This window comes from Comamonas sp. wu1-DMT, from assembly GCF_040187805.1.
GTDB classification, from domain to species: domain Bacteria; phylum Pseudomonadota; class Gammaproteobacteria; order Burkholderiales; family Burkholderiaceae_C; genus Comamonas; species Comamonas thiooxydans.
This window is the reverse complement of the sequence record NZ_JBANEM010000008.1, coordinates 32914-52128: the sequence shown is the minus strand read 5'-3', so window position 1 is coordinate 52128 and position 19215 is coordinate 32914. Positions and strand designations below refer to the sequence as shown.

Here is a 19215-nt window from a genome sequence, read left to right as displayed (position 1 = left end):
GGCCTGAAGGGATCAGGCCCGAGCTTGAGTCCGCAAGGCTTGGAGCGTGTTCTTAGGCGGTGCCGGCGCTCAGTTTCTTGAGCTGGTAGAGCACTTCCAGCGCTTCGCGCGGGCTCAGCGCATCGGGGTTGACGTCGGCCATGGCCTGATCCAGCGGGCTGGGCGCGGCGCTTGCGTCCACCAGCTCCGGCGCATCGAACAGATTGACCTGCAGTTCGTTCTCGCCGGCCTGGGATTCGAGTGCCTCCAGCGCATGGCGCGCATGGTTGAGAACGCCTGCGGGCATACCGGCCAGCTTGGCGACCTGGATACCGTAGCTGCGACTGGCGGGGCCGGCCTGAATCTCGTGCAGAAACACGATGTCGCTGCCCGACTCCGCTGCGCTGACATGCACGTTGACGGCGGCCTTGGCCTTGGCGGGCAGCTCGGTCAGCTCGAAGTAGTGCGTGGCAAACAGCGTGAAGGCCTTGGTCTTGTCGTGCAGCTGGCTGGCAATGCCGCTGGCCAGGGCCAGTCCGTCGAAGGTGCTGGTGCCGCGGCCGATCTCGTCCATCAGCACCAGGGAGTGGGGCGTGGCCGAATGCAGAATCTGCGCTGCCTCGGTCATCTCCATCATGAAGGTGGACTGGGCATTGGCCAGATCGTCGGCGGCGCCGATACGCGTGTGGATGGCATCGATGGGCCCCAGACGGCAAGCGCCGGCGGGCACATAGCTGCCCATGCTGGCCAGCAGCACGATCAAAGCCACCTGGCGCATATAGGTCGATTTACCGCCCATGTTCGGGCCGGTGATGATCTGCATGCGCGTGTTGAGATTCATGCGCGTGTGGTTGGCGATGAAGCTGCCGCTGGAGGTCTCTGCCATGCGTGCTTCCACCACGGGGTGGCGGCCAGCCTCGATCTCTATGCAGGGCTGGCTGACGAACTGCGGCTCGGTCCAGTTCAGCGTCAGCGAGCGCTCGGCCAGCGTGCACAGAACGTCCAGTGCGGCAATCGCCTGGGCCACGCGCGTGAGCTGGGGCACATGGGGCTGAAGCTGGTCGAGCAGCTGCTCGAACAGGAACTTCTCGCGCTGCAGCGCTCGCTCCTGGGCCGACAAGGCCTTGTCCTCGAAAGCCTTGAGCTCGGGCGTGATGTAACGCTCGGCGTTCTTGAGCGTCTGGCGGCGGCGAAAACGCTCGGGTACCGCATCCTTGTAGCTGTTGGTGACCTCGATATAGAAGCCATGCACCTTGTTGAACTGCACGCGCAGGTTGGGAATGCCGGTGAGCAGCTTTTCCTTGGCCTCCAGCTCCAGCAGAAACTCGTCGCAGTTGTTCTGGATGGCGCGCAGCTCGTCGAGTTCGGCGTCAAAGCCCGTGGCGATCACGCCGCCGTCACGCACCAGCGCTGCGGGCTCTTCATGAATAGCGCGCGCCAGCAGCTCGGCACAGCCTTCGGGCGGAATCAGGTCGCTGAAGATCTGCGTCAGATAGGCCGACGGAGCCTGTCCGGACTGCGCCAGCAGCTTCGCTTTTTCCAGTGTTTTGGACAGGCCCACCAGCTCGCGCGGGCGCACCTGGCGCAGGGCGATGCGGGCGGTAATGCGCTCCACATCGCTCACGCCCTTGAGCTCGGCGCGCAGGGCTTGCCAGGGGGGCATGCCTGCCCCGGTGCCGCGCAGCACGCCAATGGCTTCCAGGCGCTGCATGGCTGCCTTGCGATTGCGTTCGGGCTCCAGCAGCCAGGTCTTGAGCAGGCGGCTGCCCATGCCGGTCATGCAGCTGTCCAGCAGCGAAAACAGCGTGGGCGCATCTTCGCCGCGCAGCGTCTTGACCAGCTCCAGATTGCGGCGCGTGGCCAGCGGCAGGGCAATCAGCTCGTCGTCACGCTGTACCTGGATGGCGTGGATATGGGTGAGATTGCGGCCCTGGGTATGTTCGGCATAGGACAGCAGGGCGGCACCGGCACCATGGGCCAGCGGCAGACCTTCGGCCTCCCAGGCCTTGAGGCTGGCAGCGCCCAGCAGCTCCAGCAGCTTGCGCTCGCCGAGGCCCGAGTCAAACTGCCAGTCAGGGCGGGGCGACAGAGGGCAACTGATGGCGCCGCTGTGCTTGACGGCAAACAGGGCTTGCTCGAAGCGCTCGGTAACTCCGGCGCTGTAGATCACTTCGCTGGGCGCGATGCGGGACAGCCAGGCGCCCAGTTCATCGGCCGCGCATTCGGCCATGTGAATGCGGCCCTGGGTCATGGCCATCCAGGCCAGTCCCACGCGCTGGCGGCCGGCGGTGTGCAGGGCCAGCAGAATGGCTTCGCTCTTGTCGGAAAGCAGCTCGCTGTCCGTCAGTGTGCCGGGCGTGACCACGCGCACGACCTTGCGCTCCACCGGACCTTTGCCCACGCCGATTTCGCCGACCTGCTCGCAGATCGCCACCGACTCGCCCATCTTGATCAGGCGGCCCAGATAGTTTTCCAGGGCGTGGAAAGGTACGCCGGCCATGGGAATAGGCTGGCCTGCGGTCTGGCCGCGCGTGGTCAGCGTGATGTCCAACAGGCGCGTGACTTTTTCGGCATCGCCAAAGAACAGCTCGTAAAAGTCTCCCATGCGGTAGAAAACCAGCGTGTCGGGGTGGTCGGCTTTGAGCTTGAAGTACTGCTGCATCATCGGCGTATGCGCCGAGAGGTCAGTCATGTCTGGGGAGTAGGGCAGCGACGGGGATTCTGTGCTTGTCTGGGTCATCGCTTCAGCGGTATGCAAAACAGGGGGCGCCGCGCCGGTGCTGGGCGGGCGCCGAATGCTGCATTATCCGTGATGCCCAATAGCAGGGGGCATGGCTGTTTTTTGGCTATTTGGCAGAGGCCGTCTGCACGCCTTGCTCGGATTGAGAGCCAGAGCCTTGATCGTCGTCATGAATGGGGCGGTAGCCCGGGCCGAAGGACACATCGCCCAGCCTCCAGCCCGCGCGGCAACTGAAGGCTCCCCAGAAGCGCTTCAAGGTGTACCACTGCATGGCGATCAGGCCGCGCTCGTTGTCGGCATCGACCTCGGGGTCGCTCACGCCCGTGGGGCGTAGTTCCTCGTCGTGATAGAGGGCGGTGCCGAACAACTGATCCCACCAGGGCAGAACCTGGCCGAAGTTGCAGTTGTGGCGCTCGGGGCGCTCGGCATCGCGCAGCATATGGTGGTTGCGGTGAAAGCGTGGGCCGACCAGCAGGCGCTCGCCCATTTGGCCCAGCCAGCCCAGACGCAGCGCTACGTTGGCATGGGAGAAGTTCTGCACCAGCTCGCTGAGCAAGCCCAGCATGGCGAACTCGGAGGGCTCCACGCCCATGGCCAGACCTACGCTGGCCAGCACAAAGCTTTGCAGCATGCCGTCCAGATAGTTGCTGCGATCATTGCTCCAGCAGCTCATCTGGCGCTGGCTGTGGTGCATGCTGTGCATGGCCCACCACCAGGGAATGACGTGCTGGGCGCGGTGCATCCAGTAATACGTGAAGTCGTAGACCACGTAGTACACGGCAAACAATATATAGGGGTGGCCTTCAAACCAGGGCAGCCAGGCCTTGAGGCCGCTGGCCTCCTCGGTGGCAGGCCCGCCGCCCAGCATATGGGCGACCGGCATGAGGATCAAAAAGCTGAACAGCGGAAACAGGCCCAGCAGCATGAGCAGGGTGTAGTTGCGGTCCACCGTGGTGTGGCGGCGGTCGGCCCAGCGTTCGGCGGGAAGCAGACTCTCCAGCGGCCGCATCACACAGCCGATCAGAAACAGCTGCAGCAGCGCGATCAGGATGCCGGCGGCTATCTCGCGCGGATCGCCTGCTGCCTCTGCAATATGGAGTGCGTTGACCACGGGAGTCACCGCATGCACGGAAACCCAGTCAATGGCCAGCGCCCAATGCTGGCTGAAGAAGTCCATCATATTGTTCTGCCCATTTGTCGTCGGGCAGATTCTGGACCGGGAGTTTGTGGATTCTGTGGAGAGACGTACACCTCCAGCGCTTGTCCACTGCTTGTGGACTCGGCCCCCAAGGAGTGCTTATTGCCTGGGGGCGGCCTGGCGGCATAAAAAAAAGGGCCCGGTCCACCGGACCAGGCCCTTTCCGCAGTCGTGGGGCGACCGCCTTTTTTATTCTGCGTTCTTCTGGCCTTCTTCGGCCACCGCCTCTGCACCTTCTTCGGCGGGGGCTTCGAATTCGCCAGTCTTGACAGCCTGACGCACAGCCGCTTTTTCGCCAGCGGTGGCGAACTTGCTGAACTTGCCCAGCACGGGAATCAGCGAACCATAGATGCGTGGGTTGGCGGCCAGGATTTCGCGTTGTTCCAGGAAGTCGGCTTCACCCGTGAAGTTGCCCACCAGACCACCGGCTTCGCTGACCAGCAGAGAACCGGCAGCCACGTCCCAGATGGACAGGCCGGACTCAAAGAAGCCGTCGGCAAAGCCGGCAGCCACATAGGCCAGGTCCAGGGCGGCGGAGCCGGGGCGACGCACGCCGGCCGTGCGCTGCATGACTTCGCCCAGCATCAGCATGTATTGCTTGAAGTTGTCGCCGCGGCGGAAGGGGAAGCCCGTGGAGATCAGGCAATCACGCAGCTGGGTGCGCTTGGAGACGCGGATGCGGCGCTCGTTCAGATAGGCTCCACGGCCCTTGGTTGCCGTGAACAGGTCGTTGCGGCTGGGGTCATAGATCACGGCGTGCTCGATCTTGCCCTTGTAGGCAAGGGCGATGCTCACGCAGTACACGGGGAAGCCGTGGATGAAGTTGGTGGTGCCGTCCAGGGGATCGATGATCCAGACATGGTCGGAGTTCTTGGCACCATGCTCGCTGCCCGATTCTTCGGCCAGGATGGAATGCTGGGGGTAGGCGTTGAGCAGCGTCTCAATGATGATGCGCTCGGCCGCCTGGTCTACCTCGGTCACAAAGTCGTTCACCTGCTTTTGCGCAACGCGCACCGATTCCACATCCAGTGCGGCACGGTTGATGAGGGCGCCAGCGGCGCGAGCAGCCTTGATGGCCACGTTGAGCATGGGGTGCAGGGAGTTCGACATAAATTGTGAGTGCGTTGGCGATGCAGCCCGGAGCAAAACTGGGCTGAACTACGCGGGTAAGAACGTAAAAGCCGCGACCGGCGATGCGGGGCGGCGACAATGGGCGCAATTCTACCCAGGCTGCGCTTTTTTTTGCTTGTTCGTCCCGGCGACCCGAGGGTCTTCTCTGCGGCGCTTGCGGATGCCAGAGAGAGCTGGTCGCGTAGTCTGCTGTCTTATCAAGGCCACAAGTGGGGCCTTTTGCATTGTTCTGCGTTGATGAAAACCCGATTCGTACTGATTGAAACCAGCCATGCCGGCAATGTGGGGGCGGCTGCCCGAGCGCTCAAGACCATGGGCTTCGACGACCTGGTGCTGGTGCGCCCACGCTACAAGAACGTGCTGCGCAAGGAAGAAACCATTCAGCGTGCCAGTGGCGCACTGGATGTGCTGGACAAGGCCCGTGTGGTCGACACCCTGGAGGAAGCCCTGGACGGCATCAGCCATATGTGCGCGACGGCGATGACGCCACGCGACTTCGGCCCGCCTACACGCACTCCGCGCGAGCATTTCGAGTTGCTCCTGAAAGGAGAGCTCGATACGCGCTCTGTGTCTGAAGTGAACGCAGGTCTGACCGATAACCTACCCACATCCGGTGCGGCCTGCAACCAGAAGGGCGTGGCCTTTCTGTTCGGTTGCGAGCGCTTTGGCATGAGCAACGACGATGTCTACCGCTGCGATGTGGCGCTGTCGATTCCGTCCAATCCGCAGTTCGGCTCGCTCAATCTGGGCTCGGCCATTCAGGTCGTTGCCTATGACTGGCGCGTGGCACTGGGTGGTTTTCCCGTGGTGGAGCACACGCCCGAGGCGCATCGCGCCGACATGGCCCAGGTGCAGGGCATGCTGGGCCACTGGGAACAGGCCCTGGCCCATATCGGCTTTCTGGACCCGGCAGCGCCCAAGAAGCTCATGCCCAGGCTTAACCAGCTTTTCAACCGCGCGCAGCTGACCCAGGAAGAAATCCATATTCTTCGCGGTGTTGCCAAAGCCATGCTGCAGAGCCAGCCACCAACCCGCTAGACTTCACAAGCTAAACATTCCTCACGTTGTTATTTGATGCTTGATCGCCTGCGCTCCGACATCCAGTGCATTCTTGACCGCGACCCCGCGGCCCGCAGCACCTGGGAGGTCATCACCTGTTATCCGGGGCTGCACGCCATCTGGCTGCAGCGCCCTGCGCACTGGTGCTGGACGCATGGCTTCAAATGGCTGGGGCGCTTCATCTCGCACATGGGGCGCTGGTTCACCGGCATTGAAATCCACCCCGGTGCCGTCATTGGTCGCGAGGTCTTCATCGATCACGGCATGGGTGTCGTGATCGGCGAAACCGCCGTGGTGGGCGATGGCTGCACCATCTATCACGGTGTCACCTTGGGCGGTACCTCGCTCTACAAGGGCGCCAAGCGCCACCCTACGCTGGGCAAGAATGTGGTGGTCAGTGCCGGCGCCAAGGTGCTGGGCGGCTTCGAGGTAGGCGATGGTGCCAAGATAGGCAGCAATGCCGTGGTCATCAAGCCCGTGCCTGCAGGTGCGACTGCCGTGGGCATTCCGGCGCGCATCATTCCCAGCAAGACTGGGCATAGCGCCGATGTGACCGAGCATGAGTCGGCACCCAAGGTCGAGGCCAAGGCGCAAACGGCTGTCGTGATTGACGAGGATTGCGGCAAGAGCGGCTTCACCGCCTATGGCGTGACGGCCGAAGTCGACCCCGTGGCCCAGGCCATGCGCTCTCTGTCCGAAGGCGCTGCCGGCCATGAAAAGCAGATTGCACTGCTGTGGGCCGCCATTGAGAAGCTCTCGATTCAAGGCCATGTAAAGGACTGTGTGCCCTGCGAGTCCGAACGACCCGAGGCATTCCAGAAGGACAAGATTGATCAGATTCTGGGCAAGTAAACCCCAGGCGCTTGTCCATGGATCGCTCGATGCTTCTGCTCTGCCAGTGAAAGCCAACGCCTGTCGTTGGCTTTTTTCATGGTGCTTGCCCGTAGTCGATTTGAGGGGCGAAAGCCCTGCCTGTCCGGCCGAGACTGCTTGCCAACTCAAACCCAAGGCGAGCAATGATGAATGTGGAACAGGCCATGCAGCAGCGCCATTCGGTGCGTGCTTTTTTGCCAAGGAGGGTGGATGCGGCGCTGGTCAGGGATTTGCTGGCGCAGGCCGGACTAGCGGCTTCCGGCGGCAACCTCCAGCCCTGGCGCGTGATAGCGCTGACGGGGGACAGCCTTCAGGCCTTGCGCCAGGCCATGCCTGCGGCGACCCCCAACTCTGATCCTGCCCTGGTCTATCCACCTCAGCTGTGGGAGCCCTATCGCAGCCGCCGCTTTGACAATGGCGAGGATCTCTATCGTTCCATAGGCATGGGGCGTGAGGACAGGAGTGGGCGGCTGCTGCAGCTAGCCCGGAACACCCATATGTTTGGCGCACCTGTAGGCGTATTCGTCGCGGTCGAGAGCCGCATGCTGCATGCGCAGTGGGTGGATCTGGGCATCTATCTGCAATCGCTGATGCTGCTGGCGACCGGAAAGGGACTGGCCACCTGCGCCCAGGGCTTCTGGCGCAATTACAGCGATTTTGTGAGCCGGCATCTGGCGCTGCCGCAGGGCTACCAGATCGCTTTTGGCATGGCTCTGGGCTATGAGGACAGCGCGGCACCCATCAACCAGTGGCGCTCCACCAGGGCAGAGCCCGGGGAATGGTGCGAGATGCGCGGGTTCGAATGAGCCTTGTCTTGATGCCGGTGCGGGCAGTCGCTTGACGCTTCTTCTTGCGTGGCAAGAAGGCGAGGACGAAGCGCAAGGCATCAAGCCGGGTGCCATGCAGGCAGCCCGGCTGCTTCTTCAATGCCGACCGGCTACTTCCACAGAGCGCACTTGCTCTCTTCCTTGGTGGTGAAGACCTGGTCGCCGGGCAGGGTCTTGAGCACCTTGAAGTAATCCCAGGCCTTCTTCGATTCGGCCGGCGTCTTGACCTGCAGCAGATACATGTCGTGAGCGTAGCGGCCGTCGGGGCGGATCACGCCCTTGGCATAGAAGTCCGATAGCGGCGTGGCCTTGAAGCCGGCCATGATCTTGTCTGCGTCCATCGTGCCCAGCTTCTCGGCCAGCTTCAGATACTGCATGGCGGCCGAGTAGTTGGCTGCCTGCAGCGAGGTGGGCATCTTCTTGAACTTGGCAAAGAAGCGATCCGAGAACTTGCGGCTTTCGGGATTCAGGTCCCAATGCCAGCTGTCGGTGAACATCAGGCCTTCCGTGGCTTTGAGGCCCAGGCTGTGGATGTCGGAGCTGAACAGCAGCAGGCCGGCCAGCTTCATGGTCTTGGTCAGGCCGAACTCGCGTGCCGACTTGATGGCATTGATGGTGTCGCCGCCTGCATTGGCCAGGCCCAGAATCTGGGCCTTGGAGTTCTGGGCCTGCAGCAGGAAGGAAGAGAAGTCGGCTGTGTTCAGCGGGTGCCTGACGTTGCCCAGTACCTTGCCGCCAGCGGCATTGACCACGCGGGTGGTGTCGGCCTCCAGCGCCTGGCCAAAGGCATAGTCGGCCGTCAGAAAGAACCAGCTCTTGCCGCCCAGCTCCACCACTGCCTTGCCCGTGCCCTTGGCCAGCGCCACGGTGTCATAAGCATAGTGCACGAAATAGGGACTGCACTGATCGTTGGTCAGTGCCGAAGTGCCCGCGCCGTTGATGATGTAGACCTTTTTCTTCTCGTCGGCCACCTTGCCCATGGCCAGGCCGGCACTGGAGGTGGTGCCGCCGATCAGCATGTTCATGCCCTGGGTGTCGAACCACTCGCGTGCCTTGCTGGCCGCGATATCGGCCTTGTTCTGGTGGTCGGCCGTCAGTACCTCGATGGGCTTGCCCAGCAGCTTGCCGCCAAAGTCGTCCACGGCCATCTGCACGGCCAGAGCACCACCCTTGCCGTCCACATCGGCATAGAGGCCCGACATATCGGTGATGAAGCCGATGCGAATCTTGTCCTGCGCCTGAGCGCCTGCAGCGGTCAGCAGGCATCCCAGTGCCAGCGTCAATGTTCTTGGGGAAAAAACGGTAGCGGAGTAAACAGAGCGAGGCTTCATCAGAGTCATCTCCTGAGGTGGTGAGTACCCGGTCACTGCGACGGGCAGCCAGCATGGTCGCAGTTGGAGCAGGGCGCGCCATCAGGGCAAGCACCGGGGCGGCTGCGACAAGGTATCCACGGCGACTCGGGAAAATGCCGCAAGCTCCTACACTGCACACCAGCGATTTAGGAAAGTAGAAGAGATGAATATTCGTCAAGCATTGCAGCAGCGTCGTTCGGTGCGCGCTTTTCTGCCGCAGGCCGTGGCTGCTGCCACGGTGCGGGACTTGCTGGAGACCGCAGCGCAGGCGCCGTCCGGCGGCAATATGCAGCCCTGGCGTGTGACCGCAGTGGGCGGACAGGCGCTCAAGGATCTGTGCGCCAGGGCCCGGGAGACCGAGGCCGTGCAGCGCCCCGGCCTGTCCTATCCACCCGGTTTGTGGGAGCCCTACCGCAGTCGCCGCTTTGAAAACGGCGAAGATCTGTATCGCTCACTCAATATCTGTCGCGAGGACAAGGCAGCACGTCTGGCCCAGCTGGCCAAGAACGGCCAGATGTTCAGTGCGCCCGTGGGTATTTTCGTGGCCGTGGAGGAGCGCATGGGCTATGCGCAATGGGTGGATCTGGGCATCTATCTGCAGTCCTTCATGCTGCTGGCGGTGGAGAAAGGTCTGGCCACCTGTGCCCAGGGCTTCTGGCGCATGTACAACGACATGCTGATCGAACAGCTGGCATTGCCGGATGGCTACCAGATTGCCTTTGGCATTGCCCTGGGCTACGAGGATGTCAGCGCGCCCATCAACCAGTGGCGCGCAAGCCGTGCTGCCAGCAATGAATGGCTGGCGCTGCAGGGGCTGGATTGAACGGCGGATTAGACGCTTGAGGGTCAGGATAGTTAAACAGCTTCAAGAGTGCGCAAATTGTGGCAAAACCAGCCTATACTGCGTGCAGCTCCGGGGTGTGCGAAAGCGCTGAGATGCCAGTCACTGTGAAAACAGTGCAGGCGAACCCGACGAACTTGATCCGGTTCATACCGGCGGAAGAAGAGCGGGACCCTGACGCAGGGCCGATGGATTGACAGGGCAACTGGCACGAGTGCCAGCCCTGAAAGCCATGGGCACAGCAAACCCCAGGCGCCTCGCGCACTGGGGTTTTGTCTTTTCTGGACAGCCGGTGCGTGAAGAACCAGGCCGAGATTGCAGAATTTCGGCGGCACAGGCCGGATACCCCATAGCGGGCCGGGCCAGTGCAGGGCAAGATCAGAGCAGGGCCGCACTCCACGGAGCGTTTGATGCACTTCAACCGCTTTGAGGAGACTGCGATGAACGCCCCTGATTCCATTTTTGCGCCTGCTGCAGGTCATGCCCCCGATGCCGCCCGTTTTGCCGAGCTGCTGGCTCAGTCGCGCCAGCCGTTTCCGGCTTCGACCAAGAGCTATCTGAGCGGCTCCATCTATCCCGAACTGCGTGTGCCGGTGCGCGATATTGCGCTCACCAACGGTGAGCAGGTCAGCGTCTACGACACCTCCGGCCCCTACACCGACCCTGCTGCCAAGATCGATGTGCGCAGCGGTCTGGCCAGCGTGCGCGGTGCCTGGATCGAGGCGCGCGGCGACAGCGAATACTATGTGGGCCGCCAGCGTGTGGCGCTGGACGACGGCGGCAAGCGCGGCGAAGAAGACCTGCGTGTGGAGCAGCTGCGTGCCGAAGCCGCAGCGCTGCAGCGCCAGCCGCGCCGAGCCAAATCAGGCCAGAACGTGACCCAGATGCACTATGCCAAGCGCGGCATCATCACGCCCGAGATGGAGTATGTGGCCCTGCGCGAAAACGGTCGCCGTGAATGGATGGCGCAGTACCAGCAGGACGCGGCGCGAGAGCTGCGCCTGGCCGGCAACAGCCTGGGCGCAGCGATCCCGAAGATCATCACACCCGAATTCGTGCGCGACGAAGTGGCGCGCGGCCGCGCCATCATTCCGGCCAATATCAACCACCCTGAAATCGAACCCATGGCCATCGGCCGCAATTTCAAGGTCAAGATCAACGCCAACATCGGCAATTCGGCCGTGACTTCCAGCATCGAGGAAGAGGTGGAAAAGCTGGTCTGGGCCATTCGCTGGGGTGCGGACAATGTCATGGACCTGTCTACGGGCAAGAACATTCACACCACGCGCGACTGGATTGTGCGCAACTCGCCCGTGCCCATCGGCACCGTGCCCATCTATCAGGCGCTGGAAAAGGTCGGCGGCATTGCCGAGGATCTGACCTGGGAGATCTTTCGCGACACGCTGGTCGAGCAGGCCGAGCAGGGCGTGGACTACTTCACCATCCACGCCGGCGTGCGCCTGGCCTACATCCACCTCACGGCCCAGCGCCGCACCGGCATCGTCTCGCGCGGCGGCTCCATCATGGCCAAGTGGTGCATGGCTCATCACCGCGAGAGCTTCCTCTACGAACATTTCGAGGACATCTGCGACATCATGAAGCAGTATGACGTGAGCTTCTCGCTGGGCGATGGCCTGCGTCCCGGCTGCGCGTCGGATGCCAACGACGATGCCCAGTTTGCCGAGCTGGCCACGCTGGGCGAGCTGACGCAGATCGCCTGGAAGCACGATGTGCAGACCATGATCGAAGGCCCTGGCCATGTGCCCATGCACATGATCCAGCAGAACATGACCGAGCAGCTCAAGCACTGCCACGAGGCGCCGTTCTACACCCTGGGCCCGCTGACCATAGACATCGCCCCCGGCTACGACCACATCGCCAGCGCCATCGGCGCGGCCATGATCGGCTGGTTCGGCACGGCCATGCTGTGCTATGTCACGCCCAAGGAGCATCTGGGTCTGCCCGACCGAGACGACGTCAAGCAGGGCATCATCGCCTACAAGATTGCGGCCCATGCCGCGGATGTCGCCAAGGGCCATCCGGGCGCGCGTTCGCGTGACGATGCGCTCTCCCAGGCGCGCTTCGACTTCCGCTGGCAGGACCAGTTCAACCTGGGACTGGATCCCGACACGGCCCAGGCCTACCACGACGAAACCCTGCCCAAGGACAGCGCCAAGGTGGCCCATTTCTGCTCCATGTGCGGACCCAAGTTCTGCTCCATGAAGATCACCCAGGAAGTGCGCGACTTTGCCAAGCAGCAAGGCGTGAGCGCCGAGAACAGCATTGCCGTGGGCATGCAGGCCAAGGCGGCGGAGTTCAATCAGGCGGGCGGCGATTTCTACATTCCCATCGTCAATGCCTCGACCGACACCACGGCACGTTGACCTGAGCTGAAGCCGGGCTGCGGCACTTGTGCATCAAGCGCTTTTGCCCGTCGCCATGAAAAAGGCAGGCCGCAGGGCCTGCCTTTTTGCCGAGTGATGCCGCAGGGCTGCGGCGTTCGGCTTGGAAAGGGGCGCTGGGGACGCGGCCCGTCAGGTCCATCTCGATAAGGCGCAAATATCGCGATGTAAGTTTTTGCGGATTGACGCTTGGAGCTGCTGGAACTGCTGCCATGAAAAAACGGACAGCTGCCGCGGCTTGCTGTCCGTTGTGCCGATGCGGGGCATATGCCTCGCGGGTTCAAGTCACCGCCAGTACTGGCATTTGCTTTCCGCCTTGGTGGTCCAGATCTGCTCGGCTGGCAGCTTCTTGATGATCTTGTAATAGTCCCAGGTGCCCTTGGATTCGGCCGGCGACTTGACCTGCATCAGGTACATATCGTGCACATAGCGGCCGTCTTCACGGATGTAGCCCTGGCCGAAGAAGTCGTCGATCTTGGTGCTTTTCAAGGTGGCCATGACCTTGTCGGCATCGAGCGTGCCGGCTTTTTCCACGGCCTTGAGGTAGTTCATGGTGGCCGAGTAGTCGGCAGCCTGGATCTCGCTGGGGCGGCGCTGGGTCTTGGCCATGAAGGCGTCGGCAAACTTGCGCGAGCCATCGTTCATGTCCCAGTACCAGGGGGCCGTGAACTGCATGCCTTCGGTGTTCTTCAGGCCCAGGCTGTGGATGTCGCTGAAGAAGACCAGCAGGCCGGCCAGCTTCATGTTCTTGGTGACGCCGAATTCCTTGGCCGCCTTGATGGAGTTGATGGTGTCTCCGCCGGCATTGGCCAGGCCCAGGATCTGCGCCTTGCTGTTCTGTGCCTGCAGCATGAAGCTAGAGAAGTCGCTGGCGTTGAGCGGCGTCTTGACCGAGCCCAGCACCTTGCCGCCACGTGCTTCGATGATCTTGCTGGTGTCGGCTTCCAGTGCATGGCCGAAGGCATAGTCGGCCGTCACAAAGAACCAGCTCTTGCCGCCCGTGTCCACCACGGCACCGCCCGTGCCCTTGGCCAGGGCCACGGTATCGAAGGCGTAGTGCACGGTATAGGGGCTGCATTGCTCGTTGGTCAGAGCCGAGCTGCCCGCGCCATTGTCGATAAAGACGCGCTTTTTCTCCTGTGCGACCTTGGCCATGGCAAGGGCCGTGGCGGAGTTGGTGCCGCCGAACACCAAGCTGATGCCTTGCGTGTCTATCCATTCGCGGGCCTTGCTGGCCGCGATATCTGCCTTGTTCTGGTGGTCGGCTGTCAGCAGCTCGATGGGCTTGCCCAGTACCTTGCCGCCAAAGTCGTCAATCGCCATCTGTATGGCAACGGCACCGTTTTTGCCTTCCACATCGGCATAGAGGCTGGACATGTCGGTGATGAAGCCGATCTTGACTTTTTCCTGTGCCATGGCGGGAGCCGCGAAGGCCGCCGTCAGGGCGAGAGCCAGCAGGGAAGCAGTGGGCGCAGACTGGGACAAGCGATGCATGGAGTCTCCTGAAAATTATGAGAAATGTGGAGAGAGCGTGCAGCGTCCGGTTGGCGGGTGGCCGCCGTCGCTGCATCGCAGCAAACATGCTAGGGGTGGCTATTGCGTCTGGCATCGGGGCAAGCACTTGCGGGAAATCCCAAGGGATACACCATCTTTGATAGCTGCTAGCGCTTTTTGTTCATAGGTTTCAGATGGATTTATTGCTGAAGTCCATGGATGAAAGGCGCAAATTGCTTTTATTCTGATAGCGATTGCAGCGAGATACCCGCAGCAGCCATGCCACGTGAGCACCATGAAAAAAGCAGCCCGCAGGCTGCTTTGGTGGATGTTTTGGCAGGGATTGCACCTGGCGCTGCAGGCTATGCAGTGCGCGGCGCGCGAATCGCGGTCTTGGGGCGAAAGGCCTTGCAGATCTCGTCATGGGTCTCGAGATAGGGGCCGCCGATCAGGTCGATGCAGTAGGGCACGGCAGCAAAGATGCCGTTGACCTTGGATTTGCCGTCGGCGTCCTTGAGGCCTTCCAGCGTCTCGGCAATCGCCTTGGGCTGTCCCGGCAGATTGATGATCAGGCTGCTGCCGCGTATCACCGCCACCTGGCGCGAGAGTATGGCCGTGGGCACAAAAGCCAGGCTGATCTGGCGCATCTGCTCGCCAAAGCCCGGCATTTCCTTGTGGGCCACGGCCAAAGTGGCCTCGGGCGTCACATCGCGCAGCGCGGGGCCGGTACCGCCGGTGGTCAGCACCAGGCTGCAGCCTGCATCGACCAGCTCGATCAGCGCCGCGCTGATGCCGGCCTGCTCGTCGGGAATCAGGCGCGGCTCGAACTGGATGGGGTTCTTGAGCGCGCGGCTCAGCCATTCCTGCAGCGCGGGCAGGCCCTTGTCTTCATAGACGCCGCTGCTGGCGCGGTCGCTGATGGAGACGATGCCGATCTTCACGGCATCGTGAAGATATACGGATACGGGCGCATCACTCATCGCCGTCATCCTCGGCGCTCGCATCGGCCTTGCCGGCGCTGGCCAGTTGCTCGCGCACCAGCTGGAACAGGTCGCGGTAGGCGCGGCCCTTGCTGACTTCCTTGGGCTCGGCATCGGGGCCGGCGGCAGCGGCCGCTGCGGCGGCTTGCTCCTTGGCCTTGTCGATGTCCTTGCGCGACTGGCGGATCAGCGAACGCAGCTGCTGCACATCGGTGCCGGGGAAATGCTCCAGCCAGATGGACAGGGCCGCTTCCTCGACGATCAGGCGGTCGCGCCATTGCTCGGCCACCTGCAGCGACATTTTTTCGCTGGCGGAGCCATTGCGCTGCTCGTCCAGCGCCTGCTTCACGGCCGCGACCTGTTCAGGCGTCAGCTTGCGCATGAGCTTGCCGACATATTGCATCTGGCGGCGCTTGCCTTCGAAGTTGGTGATGCGCTTGGCCTCGGCCAGCGCGTCGATCAGTTGGTCGGACAACTGCAGGCGCTTGAAGAGGTCGCTGCGCAGCGTCATCAGCTCCTTGCCCAGATCCTGCAGCGCATCACTTTCGCGCTTGAGGTCGGTCTTGGTGGAGTCGTAAGTGCCTTTGAGTTCGGCCTTCAGCTCAAGGTCCAGCTCGCTGCCTTCGGCAACGAACTTTCCGCGAACAAAATAGCCTTTGGTGGGTTTGCGTGACATGGTAAGGGGGCAATATCGGTGGCAGCGCAGAGGGCGCCGCAGTGGCGGCTATCATATCCGCCGCTATGAAAAAACCTCGCTCCAGCAATACAAGCACTTCCAGTGCACAGGCCCAATCCGCACCGCAAGCCGGTTTCAGCTTCAGCCAAGCCTTTTTCGAGGGGCTGGTGGACCAGGCTTTGCAGCATGCCAAAAAGCTGGGTGCGACGGACGCCGGCGCCGAGGCTTCCGAGGGCTGCGGCCTGTCGGTCAGCGTGCGCAAGGGCCAGCTGGAGACCGTGGAGCGCAACCGCGACAAGTCGCTGGGCGTGACCGTCTATCTGGGTCAGCGCCGGGGCAATGCCAGCACCTCGGACTTCTCCGAAGCCGCCATCAAGCAGACCGTGCAGGCCGCCTATGACATCGCGCGCTTCACCGCAGAAGACCCGTTTGCCCGCCTGCCCGACAGCGCAGATATCGCGCTGCCCGGCACGCATCGCGATCTGGATCTGTTCCATCCCTGGGATATCACCAGCGAAGCCGCTGCGGAGATGGCGCTGCGCTGCGAGGAGGCCGCCTTCAAGACCCACCGTCGCGTGAGCAACAGCGAAGGTGCGGGCGTCTCGGCCCAGCAAAGCCATTTCTTCACGGCCCATACCAACGGTTTTCGCGGCGGCTACGCCAGCTCGCGCCACAGCATGTCGGTGGCGCCCATCGCCAAGTTGCCCGGCAAGAATGGCGAGATGCAGCGCGACTACTGGTACAGCTCCATGCGCAATGCTGCAGATCTGGCCTCGCCAGAAGCCGTGGGCCGCTACGCCGCAGAGCGCACGCTGAGCCGTCTGGGCAGCCGCAAGATCCCGACCACTGAATGCCCGGTGCTGTTCGAGTCTCCGCTGGCCGCCGGCCTGCTGGGCAGCTTTGTGCAGGCCGTCAGCGGCAGCGCCCTCTATCGCAAGAGCACGTTCTTGCTCGACTCCATGGGCAAGCCCATCTTCCCCAAGCACATCGATGTCGAGGAAGACCCCTTTGTCCTGGGCGGCAAGGGCAGCTCGCCCTTTGACGAAGAGGGCGTGCGCGTGCAGGCTCGCAAGGTGGTCGATGCCGGCCGCGTGGAAGGCTATTTCCTGTCCAGCTACTCGGCGCGCAAGCTGGGCATGAAGACCACGGGCAATGCCGGCGGCTCGCACAATCTGGTCATGACTTCGCGCCGCACCAAGGCGGGCGACGATCTGGATGCCATGCTCAAGAAGCTGGGCACGGGCCTGTTTGTGGTCGAGCTGATGGGCCAGGGCGTGAACTATGTGACCGGCGACTATTCGCGCGGCGCCAGCGGCTTCTGGGTGGAGAACGGCGAGATCGCTTTCCCCGTGGACGAAATCACGATCGCGGGCAACCTCAAGACCATGTTCAAGGGCATTGAGGCCATCGGAGCCGATGCCTACAACTACGGTGCCAAGACCGTGGGCTCCATGCTGATCAATCGCATGAAGGTGGCCGGCAGCTGATCGCTGTTGGTCGCTCCATGAAAAAAGCAGCCCGGCGGCTGCTTTTTCATTTCTGCATCAGCTCTCGGCTGCGGCCTGAACTATGCAGTGCGAGAGTTTCTCGAAATGCTTGTGGGCATCGGCACTGAGCTCGATCTGCTTGCGTCTGGCATCCTCGGTATCGGCCAGCAGGATCCAGCCTTTCTGGCGCATGGATTTCAGACGGGTGTGAATCGTGGCCGGAGACCCTAGTTCACGCTGGGCCATCAGGTCCCGGACGCAAAGACGCTCCTGGCGCGTGCCGGCATTGGCGATTTGCTCCAGCAGGCGTTCCTCCAGTGGATCCAGTGCGGGCAGCACTGGCAGGTTGCGGATGGTCGCTGCCAGGTGCAGAAAGCGTAAATAGATATCGGCAGACAGGGACTTTGGCATGAGAAGGCAAAAACAGGCGACGCGCCGCTAACGAAGAGCGAATAAACGGCACTCATAATACTGTGCAGACAGTGAACAAGCTCGGCGGCAGCGCATGAAGAACATTTGGACGCAATTTTCGGTGGCGGTTATCACGGCTTTGCTGTTCCTGGCGATGCTGGCTCTTAATCAGTGGATTTTCTCCGAACTGGAATTTGTCAGGGGCGTCAACTGGATTTACCTGCCTGCAGGCGCTCGTCTGCTTTGTACCCTGCTTTTTGCGGAGGCGGGCGTGGCCGGGCTTTTCGTCGTGTCATGGCTGGTCTGCAACTTCTACTTTTTCCCGGATGACTGGCTGCGGGCATTTGCGGGCGGCATCATGGCCACGCTTGCCCCTTATGGCACCTATTGCGCAGCTCGTAAATGGATGGGGCTCGGGCGATCTCTCAGTGATCTCACGCCGCGTCGCCTGCTGTGGCTCAGTGTGATCTACGGACTGAGCAATGCCTTGCTGCACCAGGCCTGGTCCGTGGTCATAGGGGATGGTTTTCAGATGGACCAGCTTCTGGTGATGATTCTGGGCGACTTCAGCGGCACCTTGATCGTCCTGTATGTATTCAAGGCCTTGCTCATGCTGCCGATCAAAATGGACCGGTATCTGCTCAAGTAAGACCGTTTGCAGTCCCGGTATTCGATTTGACCGCTTTCGCAGCCAGCCATGACTGATGGCAAGTCATACTAGGGGGCTTGATCTAGAAAATCCAATATCAGTTGTCAGTGTCATGAGTTCTGCATCCTCACCCACCTCCGGCATGAGCCGTCCGGACTGGCTCAGCGCCATCATCGTCATCGTGGTCTGGGGTCTTAATTTCGTGGTCATGAAGTGGGGGCTGGCCAAGCTCTCGCCCCTGCTGCTGTGCGCGCTGCGCTTTGCCGCGGCATCGCTGCCGTTTCTGCTGTTCGTGCGTCCGCCCAAAAATCTTTCCTGGGGTCTGCTGGCCGCCTACGGCCTGGTGCAAGGGGTCGGGCAGTTCGGCCTGCTGTTCACCGGCATGAAGCTGGGCATGCCTGCCGGCATGGCATCCGTGGTGCTTCAGACCCAGGCTTTCATCACCATGCTGCTGGCGGCTGCGTTCTTGCACGAGAAACCGCAGCGCTGGCAATGGCTGGGCCTGCTCATCGCTCTTGCCGGACTGCTGCTGATCGGTGCAGCCCATGGTGAGGGGACATCGGATATGACGCTGATCGGTTTTGTGCTGACCGTGGGCGCCGCTGCCATGTGGGCCGGCTCGAACCTGCTGACGCGGATGGCGGCCAAGCAAGGCTCGTATGAGCCGGTGTCCTTCATCGTCTGGACCAGCGTCTTCCCCATGCTGCCGCTGCTGTTGCTGTCCCTGTGGGTGGATGGCGCGGATTCGGTGGCTTCGCAGCTGCAGTCCATAGGCTGGAGCGAGCTTGGGGTGATCGCCTATCTGGCTTTTTTGTCCACCTTGCTGGGCTATGGTCTGTGGACGCGGTTGCTGCAGCGCTATGCAGCCAGCACCGTGGCCCCATTGTCGCTGCTGGTGCCGGTGATCGGTCTGCTGTCGGCCATGCTGCTGCTGGGAGAAGCTCCCAATGGCCTGCAATGGCTGGGCACGCTGGGCGTTCTGCTGGGCATGGTGGTCAACCAATTTGGCGGCAAATGGCGACGCTGAGACACCGGCTGGCTGATAGCCGGGCACACCGCTGCTCTGCCGCAACGGCTGGTGACTGCCCGGCAGAGTACTTTGCCAGCGCAGCACAG

The 19215-nt window shown here is 62.2% G+C and carries 16 protein-coding genes and 1 riboswitch; of the genes, 8 read left to right on the top strand and 8 right to left on the bottom strand.

The features are described 5' to 3' along the window. Window positions 1–52: 52 nt before the first annotated feature. From mutS to V8Z78_RS13020, 3 genes are all read right to left on the bottom strand, one after another. A complete protein-coding gene (gene mutS / locus V8Z78_RS13030) occupies window positions 53–2671 on the bottom strand; it encodes a DNA mismatch repair protein MutS (RefSeq protein ID WP_502878845.1) in 2619 nt (872 codons plus the stop codon). A 154-nt stretch (window positions 2672–2825) separates the two neighbouring features. Then, a complete protein-coding gene (locus tag V8Z78_RS13025) occupies window positions 2826–3899 on the bottom strand; it encodes a sterol desaturase family protein (RefSeq protein WP_003069342.1) in 1074 nt (357 codons plus the stop codon). Between the two features lie 207 nt (window positions 3900–4106). Continuing rightward, complete coding sequence (locus V8Z78_RS13020; RefSeq protein ID WP_003069344.1) at window positions 4107–5027, bottom strand: inositol monophosphatase family protein; 921 nt, start codon at window positions 5025–5027, stop codon at window positions 4107–4109. A 258-nt stretch (window positions 5028–5285) separates the two neighbouring features. Between V8Z78_RS13020 and V8Z78_RS13015 the strand changes: the two genes are divergently transcribed. The 3 genes from V8Z78_RS13015 to V8Z78_RS13005 all read left to right on the top strand — a co-directional run bounded on the left by V8Z78_RS13015 (window position 5286) and on the right by V8Z78_RS13005 (window position 7786). Beyond that, window positions 5286–6086, top strand: a complete 801-nt coding sequence (locus V8Z78_RS13015) for an RNA methyltransferase (RefSeq protein WP_349731517.1) — start codon at window positions 5286–5288, stop codon at window positions 6084–6086. Between the two features lie 36 nt (window positions 6087–6122). Then, the gene (cysE, locus tag V8Z78_RS13010; protein ID WP_012839329.1) at window positions 6123–6959 is read left to right on the top strand and encodes a serine O-acetyltransferase; all 837 of its coding nucleotides are present in this window, start codon (window positions 6123–6125) and stop codon (window positions 6957–6959) included. Between the two features lie 167 nt (window positions 6960–7126). Beyond that, the gene (locus tag V8Z78_RS13005; protein ID WP_046460931.1) at window positions 7127–7786 is read left to right on the top strand and encodes a nitroreductase; all 660 of its coding nucleotides are present in this window, start codon (window positions 7127–7129) and stop codon (window positions 7784–7786) included. Between the two features lie 131 nt (window positions 7787–7917). On the opposite strand, the gene V8Z78_RS13000 is transcribed toward V8Z78_RS13005, so the two are convergent. Continuing rightward, window positions 7918–9138 (bottom strand): ABC transporter substrate-binding protein, encoded by a 1221-nt coding sequence (locus V8Z78_RS13000; RefSeq protein ID WP_349731516.1) that lies wholly within the window; start codon window positions 9136–9138, stop codon window positions 7918–7920. A gap of 184 nt (window positions 9139–9322) precedes the next feature. On the opposite strand from V8Z78_RS13000, the gene V8Z78_RS12995 reads away from it, so the two are divergent. Then, a complete protein-coding gene (locus V8Z78_RS12995; RefSeq protein ID WP_349731515.1) occupies window positions 9323–9982 on the top strand; it encodes a nitroreductase in 660 nt (219 codons plus the stop codon). Between the two features lie 81 nt (window positions 9983–10063). Continuing rightward, window positions 10064–10181: riboswitch (TPP riboswitch) on the top strand. Window positions 10182–10440: 259 nt separating this feature from the next. Then, window positions 10441–12384, top strand: a complete 1944-nt coding sequence (gene thiC / locus V8Z78_RS12990) for a phosphomethylpyrimidine synthase ThiC (protein ID WP_349731514.1) — start codon at window positions 10441–10443, stop codon at window positions 12382–12384. A 303-nt stretch (window positions 12385–12687) separates the two neighbouring features. Here the strand turns inward: thiC and V8Z78_RS12985 are convergent, their stop codons facing one another. From V8Z78_RS12985 to yjgA, 3 genes are all read right to left on the bottom strand, one after another. Then, the gene (locus tag V8Z78_RS12985; protein ID WP_003069356.1) at window positions 12688–13896 is read right to left on the bottom strand and encodes an ABC transporter substrate-binding protein; all 1209 of its coding nucleotides are present in this window, start codon (window positions 13894–13896) and stop codon (window positions 12688–12690) included. A 362-nt stretch (window positions 13897–14258) separates the two neighbouring features. After that, on the bottom strand, window positions 14259–14876 hold the full coding sequence (gene mog / locus V8Z78_RS12980; protein ID WP_046460930.1) for a molybdopterin adenylyltransferase: 618 nt from the start codon (window positions 14874–14876) through the stop codon (window positions 14259–14261). Next, the gene (gene yjgA / locus V8Z78_RS12975; RefSeq protein WP_280041824.1) at window positions 14869–15552 is read right to left on the bottom strand and encodes a ribosome biogenesis factor YjgA; all 684 of its coding nucleotides are present in this window, start codon (window positions 15550–15552) and stop codon (window positions 14869–14871) included. The genes mog and yjgA overlap by 8 nt, the downstream gene beginning before the upstream one ends. A gap of 65 nt (window positions 15553–15617) precedes the next feature. On the opposite strand from yjgA, the gene pmbA reads away from it, so the two are divergent. Beyond that, complete coding sequence (gene pmbA / locus V8Z78_RS12970) at window positions 15618–17039, top strand: metalloprotease PmbA (RefSeq protein ID WP_012839320.1); 1422 nt, start codon at window positions 15618–15620, stop codon at window positions 17037–17039. 57 nt (window positions 17040–17096) lie between these two features. Here the strand turns inward: pmbA and V8Z78_RS12965 are convergent, their stop codons facing one another. Then, window positions 17097–17450 (bottom strand): hypothetical protein, encoded by a 354-nt coding sequence (locus V8Z78_RS12965; RefSeq protein WP_003069365.1) that lies wholly within the window; start codon window positions 17448–17450, stop codon window positions 17097–17099. 94 nt (window positions 17451–17544) lie between these two features. On the opposite strand from V8Z78_RS12965, the gene V8Z78_RS12960 reads away from it, so the two are divergent. Continuing rightward, window positions 17545–18099, top strand: coding sequence for a hypothetical protein (locus V8Z78_RS12960; protein ID WP_039049164.1), 555 nt, complete (start codon window positions 17545–17547; stop codon window positions 18097–18099). Window positions 18100–18241: 142 nt separating this feature from the next. Continuing rightward, window positions 18242–19126: an EamA family transporter gene (locus V8Z78_RS12955; RefSeq protein WP_420831205.1), complete on the top strand. Its 885-nt coding sequence runs from the start codon at window positions 18242–18244 to the stop codon at window positions 19124–19126. The last annotated feature ends 89 nt before the right edge of the window (window positions 19127–19215 follow it).